Genomic DNA, 21,066 nt, shown 5'->3' on the forward strand with positions numbered 1-21,066 from the left:
TTCGCCCGGCGTCTGGGTACCGGCGGTTTCGATCACAAAAGCCGACGGCGAGGCGCTGCTGGCTATGCTCAGCACGGGCACGGGGGTTCAGAGGGTCACACTTATCAATAAACCATCAACTAATCCATACGGCTATAACAGCGGCACCTCTATGGCAGCGCCGCATGTCGCCGGGCTCGCCGGGCTGATCTACGGCCAGTGCCCTTCTGCCGGCTACGCGGACGTCCGGGCTTCAATCATCAACAACGTTGACAAGATACCGGCCCTGGCCGATAAAATTGCCTCCGGCGGCCGGATCAACGCCTTCGCCGCCCTGACAGGCATGTTCCCGTCGGGCGACCTGTCCGGCAACTGCATGATCGATTTGGCAGACGCGATCATCGCCCTGCGGCTTATGGCCAGCATGGATACTCACCTGGTCTGCCCCCTATCCGCCCCAAGCTGCCGCCTCGACGTAAACAACGACGCGATAACAGGCCCCGAAGAGGTTATCTACATCCTCCAAAAAATCTCCGGCATCAGATAAAAATGCAAAAGGGGACAGGCTGCTTTTTCAAATCAAAAAAGTAGCCTGTCCCCTTTTTGGGCCCGGTTTTACCCCAACTTCCCTTTTAAATAGGAAAACCCTTGAACACGGTAGTAATTTCTCAACTCCGGCATTAGCAGACTGCCCAGTTTAACATCAAAATCATGTTTCTTGAGGCTTTGCAGACGGCTTTGCAGCCCCCTGATTGTATTCGGTTCAAGCTCGGGATTGACGCCCCTGCGCATGATAAATTCAAGGTCGAAGACATCGCGGATTTCTCCACGATCAAGAAATGCGTTTATCTTGTTTTGGGCCATCTGCTGCAACGTAAAACCGCGGAGGAGCACCTGGACGCTGCCCGCGGTAGAAAAAGCGATTTTTTCTTCTGTGCTTTGCGGAAGCGCAATCTCTTTGCGTATTTCGATCTTGAGCCGCTGCCGGCCCGCCTCCCGCTGGATTTCCAAGACAAGCGTAAAACGTTTCTCAGCCGCATCCGTAAGAATGTAATCTTTCTGCAACGACTTGGTCAGGTTGTCGAAATACAGTGGATAATCCATATTTCTGTAAAACCAGAAATCAAGATCAACCGAATAACGGGGAAGTTCATGGCACAACCGAAGCATGGTTCCGCCACCGAAGACAAGCGGGGCCAGAAACCGGCGGTTTTTAAGCCACTGCAACACGCCGATCTCAAATAGCTCATGCTCATTCATGCTTTCCATAATTTCTCCATTAATCCGACCGCCTGTTCGGGGAAACTCGACGCCATGTCGTCAAGGATTGCTTTTTTTATTTTGTTCAGATCGAGGGCTGCCACATCAAGGGCGTATCTCCCCAGGGACTGGAGGTACACCGCGTCCCAGAGGGCCTTTTCGGGCGTGGCTATAAAGATGCCGTCCTGCCGGACAAACCCAAAATAAAGATCTTTTTTTATTTTGAAATACCGAAAGATTGTCCCCTGAATGTCGTACTGATTTTGCTTGAGGGCTATCAACTCAAAATAGGCCTGCTGCACCTGGGTGGTTATCCGGTAAAAAGAGAGGGCGGTAGTAAGCGACAAATAAGAAGGCACTTGCAGACGGTTGGCAGCAAGAAAAAAATCCACAGGTTTGAGGTAGCGCCATTTTTCCGTCAATACGTATAGATCGCGTTTCATCCTGATCATAAGGCCGGATTTTACGTACCGATTGCAGAGAACAACAGCCGATTGCGGCTTGATGGCCAATCTTTCAGCCACATCCGCTGAAGCAAAGAATGTGTATTTACTATCAGCTATTTGCTGGTATCTCATTCGAAACGCCTTCTTCCGCAATGTTTACAGTCAAATACAATAAATATACACTTATGTCAATTTAATATATCTTGGTAACGAGGAAAAAGGGGACAGGCTGCTTTTTTGAGCCAGAAAAATAGTATTATGTCCCACTTTTTTCGGAATGAAAAAAACCCGCTTCCTTTTAGGGGAAGCGGGTTTTGGTTAAGAGTTAGTTAACGCATCAACCGATGGTCGGGCGGAATTTCCTGGTCCGCACAATCATCGCCGCGCCTCCGAACAACAGACCGATCAGAACAAACAGGATCAGCGCCTTCTGGACGGGGGTTGTGTTGACCGTCAGATAGGCCGCGCCGACGATGGGGGCAAGCCCCAGTCGCACCATTGCGCGCAGGCTATCATGCTTCGCGATGAAATCCGCAATCGGCGGTGAGTTGCGATAGTAGAACGCGACGAATGCCTGTCCTAAGCTGTTGGTGAGCAGGTACGAATCCCGGAAGTTCCTCAGGATCATAACATGACCCTCCAGATAGGAGCCGTACGCCGCCGTCGCGATGAAGCAGCCGGAGGTGGATGTTTCTCCGCCTCCTCCGCCGCCGATCCCGAAGAAGCTCAGGTGGCTAACCCAGAAGGTAACCGAGCCAAGCTTGCCGTCCCCTATATAATCGCTGACAATGATTTGACTCACCGGAACCGCCGCTCCCTTGCCGGCTTCCAGATCAGCACGCGACGTCGCCGTGTAGATCGCGAAAACGCCTTTTTCCAGATCGCCCGGTTTCAGAACCGTAAGATCAATCGGCAGGGTGATAACTATCCGCTTGATGTCCTCTTTTACCAGCGGTGTCGTACCTGCCTGGTCACTGGTCACCTTGATATCGTAAATTGTGAGCGACGCCGAGGTAGCGTTGGCCGTTGTATCGTCCTTGGGAACCGGAGTGATTATGATATAACCGTTCGTGGTTACGCCCCCCGCCGGAACCTCAACATCAACCGTCTGGCCAGCGGCGCCTCCGGTCTCCTCGCCTCCGCCGACATTGACATCCGGCGACGTAGGCGTCATCGCGGTAAGGACGAAATTCTCACCCGCTGCTGGGCTGGGAATCCCGGTCTTCGTATCCGCGACAAAGTTGTTTAAGGCCGCCGCAACCGTCCAGCCAGTCGCCGCAGCGCCCGTCGGCAGGTTGATCGCATAGGCGCCAGCGGCATCCGTCATTACACTGTACTGCACCGCAGGCGTTGCCGGCAGGTAGGCAGTTACCTTCGCTCCGACAAGCGCCGCACCGCCAGCGCTGTTCGTCACAGTACCGGCAATCGCCGCCGTTGAGGCCGCGAGCGTCATGTTTACCGTCTTTTCCGCTGATGAAACAGACTGGGAAACGTAATTGGCCAATGATACGTCATACATATATTTTCCACCGGCGGGCAGGGTAAAGGTGGCCTTCCCACCGGCTGCCGTCATCTTCAACGGCTGCCCCGAGGCATCAAGCTGACCGCGGACCGCCACCACCGCGCCGTTCAAGACATTCACCGTGTACAGAGCCACGGGGTTGATCTGGAAAGGCCCGAAGGTTTGCTCGTTGAGACCGTTTGCGGCGGTCGCATACGCATACCCATCCACCAGAATCTTCAGATAGAAAACTTTGGCGGTAGTTATGCTGGCGGCCGGCGTGAAAACGTTGGTCAAACCGTTCGCGTTTGCCCAGGTTCCATAATCCCCGGTTGCGGTTATTTTTGTAAATGTCCCATCCTTCTCGGATTTGGACATCATGTCCCAGGTAACATTCCCGGTAACGCCGCCCACGGTAAAGGTCAACGGACTGTCCTGCCTAAACGCCTTACTGGATGGGGTGAGGGTAAAGGGCACCCGCACCTGGAAGCTGTCCTCGCCTCCCTTCCCATCCGCCGCTTTGATGGTGTACTCGCCGGCAAAGGCGCCGGTCGTAGGAGCCTTGAAGGTAAAGCTGCTCCCCGAGCCGCCCGCAACCGCAACCGGCCCCGTCACCGTCCAGGTGTAGGACTCGTCGCCTCCGGCAACAGTGAAGGCTGCGCTGTCCATCCCGGAAAGGACTGTCGGCGCAGTCGTCGGCTTGTCGGTAATCGCCACGCTGCTGTACACATTAACGACGCCTTCCGCATAAAGACCTGTGGTCGGATTCGTCACCCGCACCGTAAAGGGCGTGGGAACTGTGGTCACAGTCGCCGGCGCCGTCCAGGTTGTAGTGGCGCCCGTGGCCGCCGAAAGCGATCCGCCCGTCGCGGTCCAGGCATAACTGCCCACACCGCTTGTTGCTGTAAAGGCCACCGTTCCGCCAACATGCACATTCGCAGGCAGAGCCGGCACTGCCGAGATCACCGGAGGACCGGGAATGGCATTCGCCGAGGCGGCAGTTGCCGAGTAATTGGGCCGCTCATCCACCGCATAAATGGCGAAGTAGTACCTGGTGCTGTTGATAAGCCCGGTGATGGTGGTGGTAGCGGCTTTATTGGCGTATCCCGCGTATGCCACCGTCGCATCGCCTAATGTCGCATCCTTTAAGTATGTATCCCCCGACACCGGTACGCCCGTCGTCGGAGCGGAACCCGCCTTCATCAGGATCACGATTCCCGCAAAGTCGGAATCAGTCGGGTTCGTCCAGGACAAAGTCACCTCGGTGTTGCCGGCGGAGGGCAAAGGCGCGGTCGGCGCCGCAGTCGGCGTCGTATCGCTGCTCGTTGCATTCGCCTCCGCTGCAAGCGAGTAGTTCTTCACCGCATCATATGCGAACACCTTGTAGTAACGATTTATCCCGTGGGCCAGGGTTTCCGTATAGGTTTGCAGATTCCCAACGTAGAGGATATCATCCTGACCGGACTTGCCCAACGTATAGGTTGTGCCGTCCACTGGCGCCAGTGCCGGAGCGGCGCCCGTTGCTCCTACCACGATCACGCCGGTAAAATCAGCGTCGGTCGGATTGGTCCAATCGAGCTTCAAATTGCCGCTTGTCTGCGGCGTTATGCCAAAAACCGTCACGGCCGCCGGTGCGGTAGTATCGACGGTAAAGGTATTGCCTTTCACCATCTGAGTTGTGTGTTTTGCATCGACTGCCCGCACCTGCCAAATGTAGTTGCCGTCGGCCAAGGCATTGACTGGAGTAAAACTCGGGGTATCGGACGGATCGACCGTCCCAGCCACTACATCAAGAGAGGAAAAATTGGGATCGGTAGCGAGAGTAATCTGCACATAGTAAGCCGTCGCATTCGTCACCTTGCCCCAGCTCATCACGGGCTTGGTGTTTCTCGTGGGAGTTGTCACCGTATTCAGCACCGGATCAGGCAGGACATAAACAGTCACCGTCTCCGAGGCGGTAAAGGCATTGGGAGTACTGCTGTCCGTCAAATTGACAGTTACACTCCCGGGTTCTGCCGGTGCCGTCCACACGACGGTCGGACCAATATAAGTCCCCGGCGAGCCGCCGCTGAACGTCCAACTGAACGGCCCCGTTCCCCCCGTAGCGGCAAAGGTCGTCTCCGCCCCGGCACGGATATCATCCGGCAGAGACGCCGGGCTAATACCGAAGGGGCGCGTTGTGACTTCTACCGTCCCGCTGGTAAGACCAGTGGCGGCGGCAGTAACGATAATCTTGCCGCCAGTGGCGTCAACCTTGGATTCGAGTTGGCTTGGCGCAACGCCGCCTGTGGCGTTGACGGAAGACGTACCGTAAACATCACCGGTTTTGATATCGCCATAAGTGTTGCTGTCCACGCTGAACGTGACGGCGTTTACAAACGCGGTCACAATGTTGTCAAAAGCGTCATAAATTGTGGCGACTAATTCGGAAATGTATTGGATCGTGCTGGAGATAATGGCCGGAGTAGCCGTCAGACCGATCTTGCTGGCGGCGCCCGCCGTTAGGGTAACCGTAGCCGTTTGGCTCGTGGCTCCCACCGTGGCAGTGACGACCTCGGCGCCCGCTTTCGTGGAGGAGGTGTATGTAGCTGTCGTAACGCCGCCGGCAGTAACTGCGGAAGCAGTGACTGTTCCCGTGCCAGTGGTAACCGCAAAGGTAACCGGAACACCATTGACGACATTCGCCACCCCGCCGCTGGTCTTTACCGTTGCGGTAATCGTAGAGGTGGTTACCCCATCGGCAGTAATCGACGTCGGATTTGCCGCAACCATCACTGTTCCGCCAAAGGCGGTGATGGTTACCGCGGAGGTGGAAGAGGAAACGGTTCCTGAGGTTGCCTTGACATTCGCCGAACCGGCTTTAAGTGCATTCAGTTTCCCTTTGACGGATGAGTCAAATGCACCTGCTCCGTCAGGAGTTGCTGAATCGACAGCCCAGATGGCTGTTGCTGTGATATCTCCGGTGCTGTCATCATCGTAAGTTCCAGTCGCCGTAAACTGAAGTCCTTCACCGACAGCCAACGTAGCGGCCGGCGCCGTAATGGCAATGCTGGTCAACTGCCTGGGGATCAGGGTGAGTACACCCAGGTTAATGGCGCCCGACCCGGTCAGGGGCTGGGTAACCGTCTTCTTTTCCCCGTTTATTTTATTAGTTACATTGATGATGAGTGTATCCGTTCCTGTCCAGGGAGTCGGGAAATTCCCCACATTCAGAAACAGGGTACCGGCGTTGTAACCGCAACCCGGGCTCGTTTCCGTCTGGACTTCGTTGGTTCTTGCCTGGATGTATGCCGAAAAAGCAATCTCGCCGTTTGCAGGGGTCGTTGTAGTATCAGAATTCTTCACGGTCCCGTAAACCGAGCGCGTGACGCCTCCGGCAAAGGCGACTGTCGAAAAAACACATAAGTAAATGATACCCAACAGAAAGAACATTGTTCTTTTCCGGGCTGCTGTATTCACCATTTTCCTACCTCCTCCATACATTGTTATAATCAGAATAAATAAGTAATCTAGTCAACCATTTCGGCTCGCTCCGGGTCTTTCCGTATAATTTTTTCAACTGCGGGCAACACCGAAAACGTTAATTGGTCATATCATGGCCACGTAGTCAGGCTAGATACATTCACAAAATACGCTTCATCCACCCCAATATCAAAGTCGTTGGCAAAAGGAACGTATGACTCATAGACCTGATCGGCTGCATTCCAGCGCGACAGGTCATTGGCATTCGGAATATCGGCGATCAGTTGAGAACCTTTTGTCAAACCGGACTTGCTCTGGGGAAGCGAAATCGCGTTAACGCTGGTGGTTGCCGTCACCCCCAGCGTAAAAGAGGGAACAGGGACAGAACCGGTGACGGTAAATGCCCCGGGACTTGAAACATTAACAAAATAAGGTTCTCCAACAATCAGATCAAAATCATTTGCGAAAGGAACGTATGATTCATAAACCTGATCCGTCGCATTCCATCGGGAAAGATCATTACAGTTCGGAACCGCCGCATAGAGATTCGATGCCTTGGTGTAGCCCGTCCCGGCCCGCGAAAGCACAATCGCGTTAACGCTTGTTGTACTTGTAGTAATCAGATTGTAGGTTTTGGAAGTTGTGCTCTGCACAACCGAGATCGTGCCGCTTTTCAGCTCGTCCCCCGCAACGTTCGTGTCAGGGTCGGCCTGGAGTTTGAAGGTCCCTTTGGCCAGGCCTTGAACCGTTACCGAATTCCCGGTGTTGCTACCGGAGAACTGCGCAATGGTTCCGGCTGTGGCCGCTCCGCCTGTCTCCAAAGTTTCATCTATGATCGACCAGGTGTAAACTGCGTCTGTCCCTTCAACAATGAACGTCTGGGTCGCGCTGGCGGCCAGATCGAGGGTTGCCGTATTGGGACTGATGGTGATTGTGGATAAGAGAGTAACGCTGTCGGTCGCGATCTGGGAGAGGTTCCCGACGGAGTCTTCGAACCAGGCGGAGATGGTTTTGAGGCCGGGAGTGGTATCGGACAAATCCCAAACAAGAGCGCTACTGTAAGCCGTCCCCGTGGCGGGCTTATTGCCTGTATCACTCAGATACATCGTAACGGGATCTTTTGCCGCCGAAAATTCAATATTGAGCTTCGTATCGCTGGTCGTGATTATATCGTTACTGGCCCCGTCCACGATACGGACGGTCCCCACAGGCGCCTTGTTGTCGATCAGAAACGGCCCATAAACCGTATCGGCGCTGACCCTCGCACCCGTAGCATTCGTAACATCCAGGTAAGAAGTAATTATATGAAGATACAGGACATTTCCGGAATCGAGGTTTGCCAGATCCGCCTTGTCCTTAGCCGCATTGGGAGGGTCAATATCAGGCCCCACAGAATCGTCCATTGTTACAGAAAAATCGGCGAACAGCCCATCGTTCTCATTCAGCAAAGATGAAGATTCATTCCACTTGTAAAAGTAGCCATTCAGGATGTCCGTACCCATGCTGGGTGCCTTCCATCTGACCACAAGATTATCAGTCCATTTTGTGAGCTTGCTGATCTCGACATCGGCCGTGATATCGCCTTTATCGACTTCATGGGCCGCCCAGGCAGCGGGGGCCATAACCCAAAGGGAGAGAAAAATGAGAAATGCGGAGCACCTTCTTACCTTTTCTTTCCATATATTTGCAGTGTTCATGTAGCCTCCTTCTCTCGAAAGCAGATTCGGTTGCCGGATGCAAACGCCGCAAAAGGCGCCGGCATCCGGCTTCCCGGTTAAGGCGTTATAAAGTTATATCGGCTGTACCGCCGGCACTGACTGTCGCAGCACTTTCGATCGCGGTTGCACCATCATACCACTTGGGACTGAAGCCTGAAGAAACAGCCAGCACCTTGTAGTTGCCAGACACAATACCGGTAAAGCTGTAAGCCCCCGTGGTATTATCGGCCTTTGTATAGCCGACAAACTTATTTCCGGAGGTGTACAGGAAAACATAAATCGGGGCAGTGCCGGTTCTTGTAATCGTTCCCGAGATAGTGGTGCCGCTGGAAATGGTTACATTATTGATCTGAGTCAAGCTGCCAGTGTAGTTCAGATCGGTTTGCACCTGCGTCCGGAGGCCGCCACCCGGAACCACGACCAAGCGGTAATCGCTTGCCTGGGGAAGTTTTGCAAAGCTGTAATTCCCGTTATTGTCCGTAATCGCGGTGGCGAAGAAATCTTTGGACACCGTCGAAACCATGACATAGGCCCCGATCACCGGCGGAGTGCCAGTGCTGTCGGTGGTGATCTTGCCGGTCAGATCGAAGAGCGCTGCCGGTTTGAGGAGACTGACCGGAACCGCCGTACCCGAATCAGTCGGCGACCAGGTTAGGCTTACCCCATTCTTCACAACCTGGCGAACATAGCCAGACTTCTGAACCAGAATGATGTAATCGCTCTTCGATGCGTCAAGCCCGTATATTTTACTATTGCCGTTTGTATCCGTCAGGGCATAAACCGGCAACGACCCGGACCTGGTAACAATGACGAGGGCGCCGGGCAGAGCCACATCGCCGTTGCTGCCGTCCGTTACGGTGACATTGAAATAGGCGCCCTTAACCAGTTGAATGCCCTTGGCCAGATTGTCCGCAGTTATGGACAGATTGGCCTCGCTGTAACTTCGATAAAGGGCGTGAGCTACATTCAGCGTGTAAATTCCGTCGGGGATATCGGCAATCGTGTAAAGGCCAGCACTGTCAGAGAAATACATCTTGCCGTTCACGAGAGCGCCCGTCTGCTGATCCAGCAGATAGAGCATGGCATTTGCGACTTTGCTGCTGCTATTGGCCGAATCAGTGATTGTCCCAGAGAGAACATAACCTTTATTGATGATGAAGGTTTCAACCGCCGTCGTCGTCGGTACGGTCACACTCACACTTTGGACGGCATACTTGCTGTCGAGCGGATTCATCTCGACAAGGTAATTGCCGGGGCAGAGGCCGCCTATGCTGTAGATTCCGTCCTGTCCGGTAAGGGCAATTCCCTTGCCGGCAGTGCTGGTCGCTGTGACCATCACATTGGCTGCGGGATCTCCGCCTGCACTCTTGTAAGCTACCTTTCCGGTCAAAACATTGTCGCACTCGATGATATTGATATTGCCACTCTCGACGACGCCTCCCGCAAGATTAATGATTGTGGCTTCCGCTTCGTTCTGCGTGGCGTCAACCCCGTTGTAGTAGAAGATCTTGCCGTTGTCCTTGATGACAAATATCTCATAACTGCCCGGTGTAAGCGTGAAACTGTAAAGGCCGTTTACCGCGTTCACCTGGGTGAGTGCAGTGTTAGTTGTTTCAAAGGCATAGACGCCGATATCGGCGTTAACCGAATTTTCCTGAACGGTTCCACTGATCGTCCCCTGGGTAATGCTGGTGAAGTCGAAATTCGCATCAGCCTTACTGCCCAAGGTAGAGTCAAGAACCACCGGGGTTGCTTGCCCGACATCGGTCTTCCCGTTGTAGTAGGTCACGGGCACCCCCGAGGCCGTCACCGAAACGATGTAATCATCGGCAGGTACGAGATCCCCCACACTGTAAGGGCTACCGGAAGGAAGCGTTACCTTAATCGTTTTCTGGAGCTTACCCTTCACGGAGCTGGCCATAACCGCCGCATCGCCCGTCAAGCCGCTTATCGTTCCACCGATTGAGTAGAGGGTAGGCGTCCAGGCAAGGGAAAGAGGCGTACCCGTTATCTCGCCAGACGTTAAATTTCCGTAAACCGCGTAGAGTTTGTATGAGCCAGGCGGCAAGGGCGGAGTCTGGAATTTCCCATCCGCGTTGACCGGATAAACGCCGACAACCTTCGTTCCAGTTTCATCCATAACCTTGACCTGAAGGCCGGCAACGTAACCGCCGTTGAGCGTAATGGAGCCGGTCAACCGCTGCGGCGCCGACAGGGCGATGTTAGGAACGGGGTAATTGGCATTCACACTAAATTCTGCGCTCTGGTTATTGTAGAAGCCGGGATCATTGGAGGTTATAAAAACCTGATAAGTCCCTGGCAGTTTACCGTTAAAGGCATATTTGCCCAGACTGTCAACCGTCATCTGACTATCATTGACATAACCACTGGGCGTACTGCGCTTCAAAACCGCCGTGGCGCCGACTGCCGGATTGGTTGTACCATAGGTGGCCGTGCCGGTTATGTTAAATTTATCCGCATTGACTGTGATGCTGCCGGCAACCAGGGTCGCCGGATAAACAGGGAAAGTGGTCGTATCGTACATCCCTGTATCTGAATTCTTTGCTGACGTTCCCACCAGCGCAGGCAAAAATGTAGGATCGCTATATCCGGCCGCCGCATTCTGGATGATCGTCCTGAGCAGCCCAATAGCATACTCGCCGTTGCCCCCCTTGATCGTGAACTTGGCGTTGAAAATAACCAGGTTGGTCCCGGCCAGGCCGTCGGCGGAAGCCGCAGCGACCAGCACTCGCCCGGTAGGCGCCGCGGGATCGGCCAGAGCTCCATCGTCATTTGCCTGGTAAAACAGGTCCGTTTTAATCAGATTAATCTGGTCAGTGGTATATACCGCCGGATCCACAGGCGGAGGAAGAAATTCATCGCCCTTGGTGATGATCTTTCCCCCCTGTTCCAACCCCATGAACGTAAAAACTGCCGGGTCGTAGGTCATTGTAAAAGTGACGCCTCCCACACCAGCGGCGTCGTTGATTGTAATGGGAACGGCAACAGTGTCGTTAATCCCGCCGCTTACCTTTCCCACCGTCAGGCTTTTGTCTAAAGCCACAGCCTGACCGCCAAGCAGAAAAAAGGCGACCATCAGCAGCGTCAGCAATCTGGATATTTTTCTTATCTTTATCATTGGGTCCTCCTTGAAAGAGGGAACAGCGCGGGGCTGTCCACTATTGTCCCGTTATTTCCCTGAATTGGGTAATTCGTTTAAGTGATTCGACCTTATTAAAGTTTGCCCTTTTCGCGGCGTAAAACTTGCTCGTTTCATCCGCATAAATCAACGCCAACGACTTTTTAAGCTCCGGGTCCTGAGCCCCATCCAGGCGCTTCTGCAAAAGCAGCAGGTCACTGAACTTTGCCATTTCCTCGCTTTCAAGCTGAAGCTGAAGGGCAACCCACGGTTTCTGGAGCGTCTCCGCCGGGTTTATTGCGGGGTTGGGAATAGACTGGGAAGGGACAAGCGCGCCCCTCTTTCCAATGCCTCCCTGTGTGATCATCTCGCCGCCCGCGCTTACCAGCACCGTTACCGTTTCGCCGCGGCGGGTTTTCTCCTCGTAGATTGGGGTTCGCCCGCCGGTGAAAAGCGGCACAACCGCGCCAGAGACGCCCCCTTCGGGGTAGATCTTCAGCGCAGCGATGCGGAATTCATTGCCTTCCTTCTCGTAGATCGCCGCATAGCTGTAGCCGGCGAGGATCCGCTTGATCGCGTCTTCGAGGGGTTCGCCTTCAAACTGCAGCGTCAACGCCTCCGCCTTTGTCTGGAACCCCTTGGCGATGAAGACATCCACGCCGGCGGTGCGGGCGATTGTTTCGAGCAGCTCGCCGACCGTCGCTTTTCGGGCGTCCAGGGTAAGATTGCCCCCTTCATATTTGGCGCCGGGACGGATTGCCGCATCGGCGCCCCCGGCTGCCGCAAAGAAAGCCGCGGCGAACAAGGCGATCAGGGAAACAGTCTTTATTATGTATTTTTTCGATTCCATCATTTTAGCGTTTCTTCAGGTGACGTTTAAAAAGCCCGCCTTTGCGGCGGCATTTCGCGCTTCCCATAAAACCGGTTAAAGCCGCCGCGCCAAAAAGACGCGCCGGCCTGCCGATTCAGACTTAAGCAGAAAGGGGAGGGGGGGTTGATGGCGTTATGTATATTGATTTATAGAGAAATAGCATGCCTGAGGGGCGCATGCCGGATTCTGAAATTATCCCGGGGGTAAAACCTGCAAGGAGCAGCGCCGGCGGCGTCTCATGGGAAACCTTCCCGCTCGCGCGCGCCCCGTCGGCCTTGATCGCCTTCTGAAAACCGGCGGCAGTGGCCAAAGAAATGATTGCATTTTCAACACTTTTTTCAAAGAGGGCCGGATCGCTGGCACTGCGGGCCACCCCCTGGACACTGAGAACCGCATCGGCAAGATCAACCCGCTCGTCGAGGTTGACATCGCCCCGCAACGCCGGGAAACCCGTCGCCAGAAGCGCCAGGGCAATAGTCAGGTGCAATATGTTTTTTAATATCCGCATCTTGCCGTGCCTGTTTGTGTTTTTTGGTTCGCCGCCCGCTGAAACCGCCTTCTATAAAAAACGGTGATGGAGTATAATCCACCAGAAACAGAATAGTCAATCTATTTTTTAATTGGGGACAGCACCCCATTATTGCCTTATTATTCGCCTGAGCTAATTGCAAAACTCGCAATTCTGTCATTCCCGCGACGCTTCTGGGCGGGAATCCAGATTGTAACTACCGGAAATTATGGATACCCGATAAGGGCACTCGGGTATGACAAAACGTTTTGCAATTACCTCACCTGACAGGATCTTCTCCATCGGGGATGGGCGCTAATTTATTTTATCTGTAACTATCTATAAATTTTACGAAAATACCTCATAGAGTACGCGGATATGCCGCCCACGCTTTCTAAAAGCGCTGGCGCCAGTTTCATCACCTGCGAAAATATGTCGCTGAGGGCCTCGGGCTTGTACTCATGGGCAATTTCATTTCTCAAAATGCGGATTTGAATAAAATCGTCCGCAGATGCGATAATCCCCTTCTTTTCCGCACGGTTAATCCTGTCCCGCACGGCGCCGGACTCTTCCAGGTCAAGTCCGTCAAAAAGCCTCAAAATCTTTTGAATGATCATATCGCTTAGCCTTGCGAAGCGGCTGGTCAGGGCTTCGAAGCTTTCCAGCTCCTCATAAGTGAAGTCGGATTTTACCCCGATTCCTGAACATTTTTCAAAAGAGCGCCGGAAAATGTCCCGTGCGTCTTCCAGCACGACGAGTTCCTGGCGAAGGATTTCCATTAAATCATTCATTGCAGCCTTCTTCCCTGCTCCAAGGCCATACGGACGAAGGGGTCGGCGGCATCTTTGGCAATGACTACATCAATCTTCTGCTCCTCCATCTTTTCAAAAAACTGCCGTTTTATCTTTAACTTATCAGAATATGTCAACTTTGGGGAAATAATCAGCAAATCTATATCGCCACCCTTTCGGCTATCGTCGGCGCGTGATCCGAAAAGATAAACCGCCGCCTCGGGGTCGAGGGCATGAACCGTTTCTTCAATTGTCCGAATTTCAAACTCCTGCAATCGCATGATGATTACCGACTTGTTGGGGGCAGCCACTAATTAATTTCATTAGTGGCTGTCCCCAATTTCACAATTTCAGTTACTACCGCAGGTCGGCCGCACGCTGCAGGTTGTGGAGAACCTCGGCTGTGCCAATGCTCGCATTGCAATCCACATCAACGCCGCAGGTTGCGTAATCCGTTCGCAAGCCGCTCGAAGATATGCCTGTCATAACCTGCAGAGCCAGCACCGCGTCGGCCAGATCGACTTGGCCATCGTTATTTATATCGCCGTAATTGGGAACGGGGGTCGGTGCAAAATCAATGTAATCCCAATCCACATAGGAACCAGCCGTTAAATAAACATTGGCATCTATTATCACCCGCTGCACGGCTTCGAGCGCCGGCGGAAGCTGATAAGATAACACCGTTTTGTAATTCGTCCCGTCCGTGCTGTAGCGAAGGGTAAAACAGCGCCCGTTTCTGTGAATCTCGTAGAAGTACGCGTGCCTGAGCCAATTACTCGCGACCACGTCATCGGCGGCAATCATCGCATTGTTCGCGGCCACAACCTGCCCGTTTACGACGAGCTGGGCCGTCAGGATGTTGGCGTTGTACCACTGATCCGTGCCCCTCGTAATGCTCAGATAAGCGTTGTTTCCCGCCCCGAAGGCAACCGTGAAGACCTGATACTGGGCACCCGTTCCCTGCCAGACAATGTTGTAATCCGCTTTCGCTTTTAAAACCCAGTTGTCACCGTTAAAAGGCCTGATCAGGGCCAGACTGGGACTCCATGAGGAGATAGCCCCCACCGAACGCCCGCTATAGGCCCGCCCTGCGAGGTTGTAACGCAGATAGCCAGGAGTATCAGTTAGCAGCGAATAGGTTCCCGTTCCGCTTACGACCTGCCATGATGAATCCAGGGCGGTACCGGTAAAATCATCTTTCCAAGGCTGGTAAATGATATTTGCCGTACAACTAACCGTTGCTCCCCCATCTGACCCCGCACAGCTCCAAGTCCACGGGCCGCTGCCGGCAACCGTGGTCGGAGTCCCGACGCTGCAGAGATTGTCGGTGGGGGTCGGCGCTGATGTAAATGCCTGACCGTTTGCCGTTCCGCAGACGCCGCTTACCGGATTGGCTGTAAACGTTGCCGATACCGTACAATTTGCCGTCACCGGGCTCGTTGTATAGGTCGTCCCGTTCAAGCTTCCGCCGCAGGTGCCTGTAACCGCTGCCGTATAACCGGAATCCGGCGTTACCGTAAACTGCGCCGTCGCATTGTTATTCACGGGCTGAGGTGTGTTCGGGCTGATCGTTCCGCCCGCCCCGGCAGAAGGCGTCACTGTCCAGGTCTGGATAGACGATTCGACAAACTTCCGGAAATTCGTTCCATCAAGGTTGGCAAAGTAGATTTCGCCGTCCTGGCCAAAGCCGACCCGGGCCTCCATCAGCGTGGGAGCATCCGTTCTTGTAGCGATGAGCGCTCCTGTTTGCCCATTGTAAAGATTATGGTTCATCCAGCTCAACAGATTGCCGGACTTCGTAAAGCCGCAGACATTCCCCTCTGCGCTCCCCAACGCCGAACTGCTCAAATCCGTCCTTGTCCCACCGGGAACGGCAAACACCGCATAATGGGACGTTTGCACCACATTCGGCTCGCTGCCACTAAATGTGCTGTAGTAATAGAAAACCCGGCTGGAGTCGGCCTTCCAGAGGAGCATATTCCACTCGCCCAGGACCGCCTCCTGGACAACCGCCCGACTCGTACCGTCGGCATTCATCAGAATTAGACGGGACTGGTTGGTTGCGTAATAGTCGGCTGAACGACTTTCTTCAACGATCATCAACTTTTGACGATCGGGCGACAGTGAAAAATAGGTAAAGCGGTAGGGCGATGCGGGCATTGCCACTGTCACAATATTCGTCCCGTCCGGATTCATCTTTTTGAGGATCCCATCGCTCTTATCGATAAAGAGTATCTTGCCGCTGCCGTCGAAGGCCGCGGAATCTTCTTCCACCGTCGGCGTTGTCAAACAGGCGGTGGTTTTGGCGACAGTGTTGTAAATGCAGGGGCTGTAAGCGCTGCCATTGTTCAGAACTTCGTTCAGGAATTTTGTGTAAACCAGCATGGTCTGCGCGCTGTTCATATTGGCCAGCCCGGCCTGATTGTTGAGAACCACTGTGTCGGCAGCCTGCAAGACCGGGTCGTAGAGATACAAATTCATTCCCGAATCGGCAAAATTCATCATCGGGATCCGCTCGCCGGCGGGCAGGAACATCCCATAAACGTCGCCCCCGGTAACGCCTCCCGAACCTGCGCCCGTCATTTCCAATGAAAAACCTGTATTTATGAGACCGAAGAGCTTGCCGTTCACCGGCAGTCCGCCGATCCCGCCCATCTGATTGCCGGGATCACTGTTGATGATGAATTCCGATCCAACCGGTGCGCCGGAGGCACTGACAAGCTGGCCGCGAACATCCGAACATGTCCCCTCGGAGACGTCACACACCCAATCCCCGTTGGCGTCGTTGCGCAAATCCGTCCAGGAGACAAGGTAGTTTGTCCCATCGAAGGCGATGCCTGGCCCGAACTGTTGGCCGGGGGCCGTGCTGATACTGATTCTGCCGCCGGAAAGGACGCCGGCCGGCGTTACGATCTGGCCAAAGACATCCCAGTTATTCGGGGCTGTTGACACTTGGTCGGTCCAGGCAACAAGGTAATTGCCCCCGGCAAAGGCCACGGTAAGCGGGTTGTCGTTGGGATAGCCGCTTGCCTTCACGGTGATTTCCGTTCCCAATATCCCGGAAGGGCTGACAAACCTGCCCTTTACCGCATTGTTCGTAGAATGGTCATTCCACACCACGAAGAAATTCGTCCCGTCAAAGGCCACATTTTTCATTGCCTGGCTGCCGAAACCAGTGCTGATCCGGAATTCGTTGCCGATAACGCCAGCGGGGGAGACCAGCCGTCCATAGACGATATCTTTGCCGGCCGTCGCATCCGTTTTGTAATACACGGCAAGGTATGTCCCACCGCCGAACGCAATGCCGCCGATATCGCGCTTGACGCTGAGCGGACCCTCGTCTATAGCAAACGGCGTATTCACAACGCCGGATTTATTGATGAAAGCACCGTAAAGCTTGCCGGTATTGACTGCATCGTCAAACCAGATCATCAGGTAATTCGCACCGTCGAAGGCAACCAGCGGCAAACCGCCGGTACGACCGATAGAGATGCGATTGCCGACCAGCGCCCCTGATGGCGATACAAGTTGCGCGGTGATGTTGTTATGTGAGACTGCGTCGCCCTGAATCCCGACCAGATAATTCGTCCCATCGAAGGCGCCGCTTAAACCCATTTCCGACCCCGTCGTTGTGGCGATGGGGAATCCAGACCCAACCCCCGTCTGCATAACGGTGAAAGTCTGGCCGCCGATGGTGATCGTTCCGGTCCGGGCGGCGCCGGCATTGGCGTCCACCGTATAGGAAACGGTCCCATCCCCGGTTCCGGAAGAACCGGAGGTGATGTGAATCCAGGAGGCGTTGCTGATTGCCTGCCAGGCAAGCCCGACCGGGGCAACAACACTGACGTTCCCTATCCCGGCACTAACAAAGCTCTGGCCGGTCACCGAAAGCGATACGCTGGTCCCCGCAGTGCCGGTAATGCGCCCCTGGTGGACGCCGCCGGCATGGGTGGGGAAAATCCTGCTGTTGAAGGTGTAACCGGCCTTCGTCGCCGTTACCGTAACGGTATCGCCTTCATCCACATCACGGACGATATACCGGCCATCGGAGGGGGTGGCTGTCAGTCCCGAACAGGCGTCGTCATAGCAGATTGCGTACGGAGCGTCTGGATGATTCGCACTCGCCGCCGTGACAATCGCCCCGGACAGGTTGTTGAGCATCTGATCCACCACACGGGCGACGATGATCCCTTTTCCGGCGGCAACGTTCCAGTTCCCGGTTCCCGTCCCCAATTTCGTTACCGGAAAGAGGGTGTATCCCCCGAGGTCGGTATAGCCTGACCCAAACTGCATCTGCCCGGTATAGCTCGGGGCAAGGGACGTGTTCTGCGGCTTGCTTAATTTCAGTTGGAAGTTCGTCCCGGCCGGCACGCTCAGATAGAAGGAACCGTCCGGATTTGACACCGACGCGTTGATGGGGCCCGTCGCGTTGATCTGCTCGATCGTCGCGTTCTTGATCCCGGCAGGCGTGGTATCCATGATGCGGCCGCCGATGCCGACTCTGACGGCGACGGCCGTGCCAGAAACGATCCCTATACTCATGGCGCCGTCATGGGTGACGAAGGTCGTGGACGCGGGGAAGGTGTAGTTGGATTGCGCTGCCGACACGGTTACCGTGTCCCCCTCCTGAACGTCGAGGATGTAGAACCTCCCCTTCGCCGTTGTTGAGGTCAGGGAGTCCCCAATGCTGCCATCGACATTCTCATACTTGACGCGATAGGAGTGCGGGCCGCTCGCGCTCACAACTGCCCCGCTGATGTATCCCGCCTGCGGATTGGCGCTGTTGACCACCCGTCCCCGAATAACGCCGCGGCCGGTGCTGCCGCTCCAGAAGTTCAACTCCGCAAGCGTAAAGAGGTTGAAGGGACGCGAGGCGGAAATCACGGTTCCCGCCGCCGCCTGCATGACGCTGCTGTACGTGGGAACGTAGTTCGTCCCAGTCTTTTCCAGCTTGAGGGTAAAGGGAACATTGTCGGGAAGCCCGTTCAACGTGAAGCCCCCGTCAGTGGCCGTTGTTGTTGTAACGGTTCCACTTCCCACTATAACCCCGTCGATCGGATTGTCACTCGTGTCCTTCACAAAGCCGTTGAAGGAGACCGTCCCGCCGCCGGTCGTCGGCGTTGCGAAGAACGAATCTTCCGAAACGTGGTCGGCCGCGGTCGGAATAATGGAAGTATTTAAGTCGAAGGTATAGCCGGCAAGAGTTGCCGTCAGTTGCACCACGGTCCCGGCCGGGACGTTCTGCACCATATAGATGCCGTCAGAGGCCGTGGATGATCCGCCGCCGGTGTACGTGACCGGGTAGGTCGTGCCCGTCGGCGATCCATCTACAAATTGCGCCGCCGTAACGGTCGCCCCCGACAGAAACGTCGTCGGGTTGCTCTTCAGGGCAACCCGGCCGAGAATCATCGCGTTTCCGGAGTTGTTGAGGGCGCTGTACTGGGCATTCGTGAGGAGCGCAAAGGTCAAAAGCGCCTGGATGTTCTCATTCCAGTTCATGATTTTGCTCAGGACGACCGGATACCCCGTCGGCGGCCCTACCCGCACGAAGAAGTTGGATGAGGCAGGAATGCACGTCAGACTGAAGGCGCCGCTGCCATCGGTGGTGGCCGTATTGATCGGTGTCAGGCTGCCCGGCGTATAAGCTCCGACATTTGTTCCGAAAACCGGCGCCATGTTGGTTGTATTTGGCCAGTCGGGCGCGCTCAGCGCCCAACCATTAAAGGCGATTGTTCCGGCAGCCGTTCCATTGTAGGTGAAGTAGCCCTGGGTCTGCGAGGTGTTGCCGTTAAAATCGGCGGCGGTTATCGTGTATCTGTAGCTGTGGCCGTCGATAAGCGGCGATCCCGTGTAGGGCACGCTCGTCGTGAAGGCGGACAGGTTGTACTGGCTCATCACCTGGACGTCCTGCAGTGTTGTGTCTCGTACGTCAATGCCATACCAGCTTATGGCCGGCGCATTAGCAGGCCAGGTCCAGGCAAAGGTTGGAGGGGCGCTCAGCGAGGCGTTGGCGGCGGGCGAGGTTACCGTCACAAACTGCTCCATGTAGGCGGCAATCGTCTTATCCGCGACAACCGTCGTGTTGTCCTTTTTGGTCGCGATAATGTGGTAGGTGAGAGAAACCGTCGGCAAGGTCGAGCCCAGGGAAACATTCGGCTGCAGCCACCACTGGTCGTTGCCGTAAACCAGATTCGTCCGGGCAAGATAGCCCAGGCTGCCGGAGGCGATATTGACGCTTTCCGCGGTAACGCCTGAATATAGACTTCCCCCCGGATCGCTTGCAAAAACCAGGGCGGCGTAGCTGTTGCTCCCCTGCTCGTGATTCGAAAAAGCCTGGAAAGGGGGCATTTCCCCGCCGCCGTTTTCAGCTTCAGCTCTCAGCGCTACGTAGGGGAACAGACCGGGAAAGCCCACATACGGGAAACCTATCGGCGGTTGAGAAGCGGCGAAGCCGAAAGTGTCCGTGCCGACAACGGTCCAGCTTATGCCCTTATCAAGGCTGTAATCGAAAATCATGCTGTTGCCGCCCGCCAACGGGTCCAGGCAGCGAATTCGCAGAACAATTACCCCGATGCCAGGATCAAACCCGTTGACGGTGGCGTTCACCGGCCCCCAAATAGTCGCATCTTGCAAATCGTCGTAGAGCTCGGCCCTCAGGTTAAGACTTCTCCCCCCCTCCGCAGTAGGAACCCAGGCGGCGCTGAATTCCGGATGCGGCCCGCCGGTCATGCTGCCAAAGCCGATAGAGGCGGCGTAAACCTTTGCGGGGTCGGTCATGCCGTTAAAGTTCGTCAATACAGCGGCATATTCCCACTGGGGAACAGGAGGGGCGTTGGAAAAGGGCGTGGTGTTGATGATCAACCCGCCATTCGCCGCCGAGGTCAGCGTGGCTCTTTTGTACGGTATGTTCAGGGCCACAGAGATGTCGTTCGAGGAATCAGGGTAGGGTTCGAAGGCGTAGGTCAGAGTCCCTTCGACGGGGGGGGTTTGCAACACGCCCGCGCCTTCGGCGCCACCAGGCGCCGACGGAATGTAAATGGTGTTGCCGCTTATCGACCCTCCGGTAAAATTGTAGCTGATCACCCTTCTGGTAGTAGACGGATCCATGTAATCCTTGTAGTAGAGCCCCTTCACATCCACCGAGAAGGCCGCCGCGGTGTTCAATACCCCCCCGAGCAACAGCGAAGAAATAACCACTGCCGCGAGCGCAGCCGCTTTCATAAATTTTTTCCGGTACATATCTGCCTCCTTCAATACCTCTACCTGTTTATCACTTCATTATTGTTAACTAAAATAAGAACATCTCGGAAATGCCAATAAATGTTTGCAAAAGTGTTTTGCTGCAAGGGACTAAAAAGCGCATAAAAAGTTCAGGCAACGCGCCGTTTTCT

Annotated in this window: 11 protein-coding genes; 1 reads left to right on the forward strand and 10 read right to left on the reverse strand. The window is 54.9% G+C overall.

Annotation, left to right across the window (positions count from 1 at the left end; genetic code table 11):
• Window positions 1-526 (forward strand): S8 family serine peptidase (locus tag M0P74_04810; protein MCK9362901.1); only part of this gene is annotated, 526 nt, incomplete at its 5' end.
• Window positions 527-594: 68 nt separating this feature from the next.
• Here M0P74_04810 and M0P74_04815 read toward each other — a convergent pair.
• The 10 genes from M0P74_04815 to M0P74_04860 form a co-directional block, all read right to left on the reverse strand.
• On the reverse strand, window positions 595-1,248 hold the full coding sequence (locus M0P74_04815) for a nucleotidyl transferase AbiEii/AbiGii toxin family protein (protein ID MCK9362902.1): 654 nt from the start codon (window positions 1,246-1,248) through the stop codon (window positions 595-597).
• Window positions 1,236-1,817, reverse strand: a complete 582-nt coding sequence (locus M0P74_04820; GenBank protein ID MCK9362903.1) for a hypothetical protein — start codon at window positions 1,815-1,817, stop codon at window positions 1,236-1,238. Before M0P74_04820 ends, M0P74_04815 begins: the two co-directional genes overlap by 13 nt.
• Window positions 1,818-2,022: 205 nt before the next feature.
• The gene (locus tag M0P74_04825; protein ID MCK9362904.1) at window positions 2,023-6,648 is read right to left on the reverse strand and encodes an Ig-like domain-containing protein; all 4,626 of its coding nucleotides are present in this window, start codon (window positions 6,646-6,648) and stop codon (window positions 2,023-2,025) included.
• Window positions 6,649-6,779: 131 nt separating this feature from the next.
• A complete protein-coding gene (locus M0P74_04830) occupies window positions 6,780-8,345 on the reverse strand; it encodes a hypothetical protein (protein ID MCK9362905.1) in 1,566 nt (521 codons plus the stop codon).
• Between the two features lie 85 nt (window positions 8,346-8,430).
• The gene (locus M0P74_04835; protein MCK9362906.1) at window positions 8,431-11,505 is read right to left on the reverse strand and encodes a cohesin domain-containing protein; all 3,075 of its coding nucleotides are present in this window, start codon (window positions 11,503-11,505) and stop codon (window positions 8,431-8,433) included.
• Window positions 11,506-11,545: 40 nt separating this feature from the next.
• Window positions 11,546-12,358 (reverse strand): hypothetical protein, encoded by an 813-nt coding sequence (locus M0P74_04840; GenBank protein MCK9362907.1) that lies wholly within the window; start codon window positions 12,356-12,358, stop codon window positions 11,546-11,548.
• A 118-nt stretch (window positions 12,359-12,476) separates the two neighbouring features.
• Complete coding sequence (locus tag M0P74_04845) at window positions 12,477-12,884, reverse strand: hypothetical protein (protein ID MCK9362908.1); 408 nt, start codon at window positions 12,882-12,884, stop codon at window positions 12,477-12,479.
• Between the two features lie 335 nt (window positions 12,885-13,219).
• Entirely contained in the window at window positions 13,220-13,675 is a 456-nt protein-coding gene (locus M0P74_04850) for a hypothetical protein (GenBank protein ID MCK9362909.1), read from the reverse strand.
• On the reverse strand, window positions 13,672-13,986 hold the full coding sequence (locus M0P74_04855; GenBank protein ID MCK9362910.1) for a nucleotidyltransferase domain-containing protein: 315 nt from the start codon (window positions 13,984-13,986) through the stop codon (window positions 13,672-13,674). The genes M0P74_04850 and M0P74_04855 overlap by 4 nt, the downstream gene beginning before the upstream one ends.
• 46 nt (window positions 13,987-14,032) lie before the next feature.
• Complete coding sequence (locus M0P74_04860; GenBank protein ID MCK9362911.1) at window positions 14,033-20,914, reverse strand: hypothetical protein; 6,882 nt, start codon at window positions 20,912-20,914, stop codon at window positions 14,033-14,035.
• Window positions 20,915-21,066: the final 152 nt, after the last annotated feature.

The sequence above is a fragment of the Syntrophales bacterium genome (assembly GCA_023229765.1).
GTDB lineage: Bacteria > Desulfobacterota > Syntrophia > Syntrophales > UBA5619 > DYTH01.